Origin of the sequence: Stenotrophomonas sp. GD04145 (assembly GCF_029835135.1) — a bacterium.
In the GTDB taxonomy this organism is placed as follows: Bacteria; Pseudomonadota; Gammaproteobacteria; order Xanthomonadales; family Xanthomonadaceae; genus Stenotrophomonas; species Stenotrophomonas maltophilia_P.
The window spans coordinates 1-5,072 of record NZ_JAODZG010000086.1 but is presented as its reverse complement, the minus strand read 5'-3'; the positions used below and the strand labels follow the sequence as shown (position 1 = coordinate 5,072).

3 protein-coding genes and 1 tRNA gene are annotated in these 5,072 nt (G+C 65.2%); 2 read left to right on the top strand and 2 right to left on the bottom strand.

Annotated elements, in window-relative coordinates:
• Both rlmH and N7367_RS19220 read left to right on the top strand, forming a co-directional pair.
• Positions 1-437 (top strand): 23S rRNA (pseudouridine(1915)-N(3))-methyltransferase RlmH (gene rlmH / locus N7367_RS19225; RefSeq protein WP_279943023.1); only part of this gene is annotated, 437 nt, incomplete at its 5' end.
• A 22-nt stretch (positions 438-459) separates the two neighbouring features.
• Positions 460-536 (top strand) — tRNA-Asn (locus N7367_RS19220).
• Positions 537-578: 42 nt separating this feature from the next.
• On the opposite strand, the gene N7367_RS19215 is transcribed toward N7367_RS19220, so the two are convergent.
• Positions 579-2,003 carry a basic amino acid/polyamine antiporter gene (locus N7367_RS19215; RefSeq protein WP_065174868.1) on the bottom strand — a complete coding sequence of 475 codons (1,425 nt, stop codon included), beginning with the start codon at positions 2,001-2,003 and terminating at the stop codon, positions 579-581.
• 129 nt (positions 2,004-2,132) lie between these two features.
• Complete coding sequence (locus tag N7367_RS19210; protein ID WP_065174869.1) at positions 2,133-4,940, bottom strand: TonB-dependent receptor; 2,808 nt, start codon at positions 4,938-4,940, stop codon at positions 2,133-2,135.
• Positions 4,941-5,072: the final 132 nt, after the last annotated feature.

Here is a 5,072-nt window from a genome sequence, read left to right as displayed (position 1 = left end):
CACCCAGTTGGGTCGCGCAGGGGTTCGCCGAGTACCAGAAGCGGCTCTCGCACTGGCTGCCGTTCGAGCTGGTCGAGATCGAGCCCGGCCTGCGCGGCAAAGGCCGCGATCCACGCCGTGCCACCGAGGACGAGGGCCGGCGGGTGATCGCCGCGCTGCCGAAGAATGCCTACGTCGTGGCGCTGGATGTGCCCGGCCGCCAGCTCAGTTCCGAACAGCTGGCGCAGCGCCTGGAGCATTGGCGGGGACAGGGCAGGGACCTGGCGTTCCTGATCGGCGGTCCCGAGGGGCATTCGCCCGAAGTTTCGGCATTGGCCGACGAGAAGTGGTCGATTGGTCCGCTCACGCTGCCGCACATGCTGGTGCGGTTGGTCGTGGCGGAACAGCTGTACCGGGCCGCCGCAATGATTGCAAATCACCCCTACCATCGCGCGTGAAGAGCCGCTATACTGTTCGTCTGCCCGAATAGCTCAGCCGGTTAGAGCACTTGACTGTTAATCAGGGGGTCGTTGGTTCGAGTCCAACTTCGGGCGCCACTTTCAGAAACCTGCATCGCGAGATGCAGGTTTTTTTTTGCTCTACAGAGTCAGCGCTCCTCGCCAGAACGCCACCAGTGTGGCGATCGCAACGGCCAGGATGGCGCCGAACAGCACCCACTCCCAAGGCGTGAACACCTGTTCGCCACGCTGGCGACGGGTCAGCGCGAACAGCGCTACGCCCGGTACATACAACAGCACCGACAGCAGCAGGTTGTGCAGGCCACCGGCATAAACAAGCCACAGCGCGTATGCGCTCGCCAGCAGCGCGACGCTGAAGTCGCGCCAGCGGATTCCTGCTTCGCCGCCCGCATAGGCCTGACCACGCCAGGCCAGCTGCACGCCGAATGCCGTGGACAGGAAATAGGGCACCAGGCTCATCGATGCAGCCAGCAGTACCAGGCCGGTATAGCTGCCGGAATTCACCAGCACCAGCAGCAGGAACAACTGGATCAGGCCGTTGCTCAGCCAGAGCGCATTGGCCGGCACGCCGCGCGCATTCTCGCGGCCAAGGAACGCGGGCATGGTGCCGTCGCCGGCAGCCGCATACAGCACCTCGGCGCACAGCAGTACCCAGGCCAGCAGGGCGCCAAGCACCGAGATGATCGAACCGATGATGATCACGGTCGCGCCCCATTCGCCGACGATGGCGCGCAGCACGTAGGCCATCGATGGATTGGGCAGGGCGGCCAGCTCGGCCTGCGACAGCACGCCCATCGACAACAGGCTCACCAGGACCAGCAGCAGCCATACGCCGAGAAAGCCGATCACGGTCGCGCGCCCTACATCGGCACGACGCGCAGCGCGCCGGGAATAGATGCTGGCGCCTTCGATGCCGATGAACACCCATACGGTCACCAGCATCATGCCGCGCAGCTGCTGGCCGAGATCGCCAAGTGCGGGGGTACCCAGGAAATCGGCGCCGAACACGTCCATGCGGAACGCGCCGGCGGCCAGGATGAGGAACAACGCAATGGGCAGCAGCTTGGCCACCGTGACCAGGCCGTTGACGATGGCGGCAGTGCGCAGGCCGCGCAGCACCAGCAGGTGCACGGTCCATAGCAACAGCGACGAGGCAGCCACCGCTGCCGGCGTATTGCCTTCACCGAACACCGGCATGAAGTGGCCGAGGCCACTGAAGATCAGCACGAAGAAGCTGGCGTTGCCGAGTACCGAGGCAACCCAGTAGCCCCATGCCGCGGAGAAGCCGATGTAGTTGCCGAAGCCTTCCCGCGCATACGCGTAGATGCCGGTATCGAGGTCCGGCCGGCGGTTGGCCAGGGCCTGGAACACGAAGGCGAGCATCAGCATGCCGGCGCCACTCACCGCCCAGCCGATGATCGCGGCGGCCGGACCGGCGCTGCGCGCCACGTTCTGTGGCAGGGAAAAGATGCCGGCGCCGACCATCGAGCCGACCACCAGAGCGGTCAGTGCAGCCAGGCCCAGCCGTTGTGAGGTCGCAGCCATGAATCTCCCCTGCGGCAGCGCGGCCGCAGGGGCACAGTAGCGGCAGTGCCGTGAAGCCGCATGCAACATCTGCAACGACGGAGGCCCGGGCATGTGCCCGGGCCTCCGAAGGTGATGCTGCAGCGACGATCAGTTGAAGGTGTACTTGGCACCGACAGTGAAGTAGCGGCCGATGGCTCCGCTGAAGTGCAGCGGGTTGTAGTTCACGCCGCCATAGGTGGTCGGATCGAGCGGTGCGATGCGATCAAACACGTTCTGCACCGATGCGTTCAGTTCAAAGGCTTCGGTGATGTTCCAACGACCGGACAGGTCGAAGGTGGTGAACGAGGAGATCTTCTCGACCGGCGAGCCATCCTCATAGAACGCCAGGTAGTCGCCGCCACGGCGGTCCTTGTTCTCCAGCTTGCTGATGTAGTTGGCGACGCCGCTGACACTCCACGGGCCCTGCCTCCAGGTGGTGCCGAAGTTGATGCGGTCCTTCGGCGTGCCGATGCAGTTGGTGACGTCGCAGTTGCCGTGGGTGCCGGCGTAGTCGACCGTCACGTCGGCATCGGTGCGCTCGAACTTCAGCACATGGCTCCACTGCAGATCCATTTCCAGCTGGCCCGGACCGATATCGAAGGTCTGGCGGATATCGGTGTCGATACCGCGCACGCGGGTGGACGCGGCGTTGATGTACTGCGTGTTGACCGCCAGGATGCTGCCGGTGCCGGCAATGCCGTTGAGCAGGTTGGTGTCGCGCAGGACGTTGCCGGCGGCAATGGCGTCGGCGGTGCTGCCCTGGGCGATTTCGTTGGTGCGCTTGATCTGCCACGCATCCACCGTCATCGAGGTGGAGGAGGTCGGCTGCAGCACGATACCCACCGAATAGCTCTTGGATTCCTCCGGCTTCAGGTCGCTGTTGGGGCGGGTGATGATCGCCACCGAGCGTGCGGTGCATTCGGCTTCACTGATGGCGCAGCGCACCGGGTCGCGGGCGTTGGAGAAGGCGGCCAGGCCACCGTCGCCGTTCTCGGCCGGGTTCGGCGCGCGGAAACCTTCGGCGTAGCTGGCGCGCAGCGCGATCCAGTCGGCCGGGGTCCACTTCACGCCCAGCTTCGGCGTCGCCTTGCCTTCACCGCTCTCGTACTTGTCGTAGCGCAGTGCACCGGACAGCTCCAGCTGTTCCAGCACCGGCGCGGACAGTTCGACGTATCCGGCGTACACGTTCTGGGTACCGTCATAGGCCGAGTAGCCCAGGCCGATGATGTCGCCGGTGTCGGTGAACGTCTGCGGGGTCAGGCTGTTGCTGGTCTTGCGCCACTCGGTGCCCATCGCCAGGCCGAGCGGGCCACCCTTGAGGTCCATCAGGCTGCGCGACACGGTGAAGTCGAACATGTCCAGGCTGGACTTGGCGCGTGCACTGATCTCCGGCGAGATGAAATCGTACAGCGCCTGCGAGTTGAGGTTGGCGTTGTCGCCGATGCGCCATACGCCACCGGCACAGTTCGGGTTGGCCAGTGCACAGCGGACGTTGTCGTAGTGCAGGAAGCCGGTACGACGGTTGATCAGGTCGGTGCCGGAGTGCAGGTAGGCGGTGTCATAGTTCCAGTCGCCCCAGTTGCCCTTGACGCCCACCAGGAAGCGGTTGAACTCGTTGGTGTTGTTGGTCACGCGCGGACCAACGTCCCAGGCCGAATAGCGCAGGCGCGAGGCCTGGCCGGGAATCGGGTTGTCCGGATGATCCGGGCCGAGCACGGTGGCACCGGAACCGCTGTTGGCGTTGACCGGTCCTTCCGGGTAGCCCCAGCCGCCGGACACGCCCGAGGGCGTGTTGCTGAAGGTGGTTTCCTTCTTCGAGTAGCCGATCTCGGTGTAGATCTCGCCGCCTTCGCCGAAGGCGAAGCTGGCACGTCCGAACACGTTGATGTACTTCTCTTCCGGGCTCAGGTCACGGAACTTCTGCGCCGGATCCCACAGGCAGCCCTGCTGCTGTGCGGTCGCATCGGTCTGGCCGGGAATGCTGGTCAGATTGGCACAGCCCGGCAGCGCCACCAGGAACGCGGGATTGTCGTCGTCGACATTGCGGTCGTCGAACACCGAGCCGTTCGGGCCCACGCCACCGGCAGTACCACCGGACAGGTAGGCACCGCCCAGGAACTGTGCGTCGGCGGCGGAATAGCCCCAGCGACGGATGTCACCGGTGCCGATCCACTTGCGGTTCTTGCGATCGCCGATCTTGATCGCGTCGGTCTTGCCGACGTCCAGGCTGAAGAATGCGTTCCAGCCATCGGTGGCCAGGTCGCCGGTGCCTGCGGTCAGCGTCGCCTTCTTGGCATCGCCGTCGCCGTCGCCGGAGACGCCGTAGGAACCGCGCAGGATCGCGCCCTGGAAATCGCTGCGCAGGATGATGTTGACCACGCCGGCGATGGCGTCGGAGCCATAGATCGCCGATGCGCCGTCCTTCAGAACTTCCACGCGCTCCACCGCATCCAGCGGAATGGTGCTCAGATCGGTGAAGACCTTCTGGCCATCGTCAGCCAGGCCGTAGGTGGCCATGCGGCGGCCATTCAACAGCACCAGCGTCGAGCCGGCGCCGAGGCCACGCAGGGAGATGCCGGCGCCGCCGCCGGCAAAGCCGTTGCCGAAGGTCTTGGGAATCGAGCCGGAACCGTCGGCGGTCAGGGTCTGCAGGTATTCGGCGACCGTGGTCTTGCCGGTGCGGTCGATCTCCTGGCGGGTCACCACCTGCACCGGGGACGGTGTCTCGGTATTGGTGCGCGGGATGTTCGAGCCGGTGACCGTGATGCGGTCGAGGTTGGTGGCCTGCTCCTGGGCGAAGGCGGAGGAGGAAACCACGGCGCCGGCCAGCAGCAGGGTGCTGCCGGTAAGGATGTGAGTGATGGACGATGCCAGGGTGTCACGGCGGCTGGCGGGCCGATGGATCGGGTGTTTCACAGCTTCTCTCCTAACTGGAAAACCTTGCGTTGAGGGCTGTCGCCGGATCAGGTCCGGGACGGGCCAATCTAGGTTTCCGGCAGGTGACGGAGTCGTGAAATTTTGCTTAATCGGCAGCGTGCGGACGGGCGG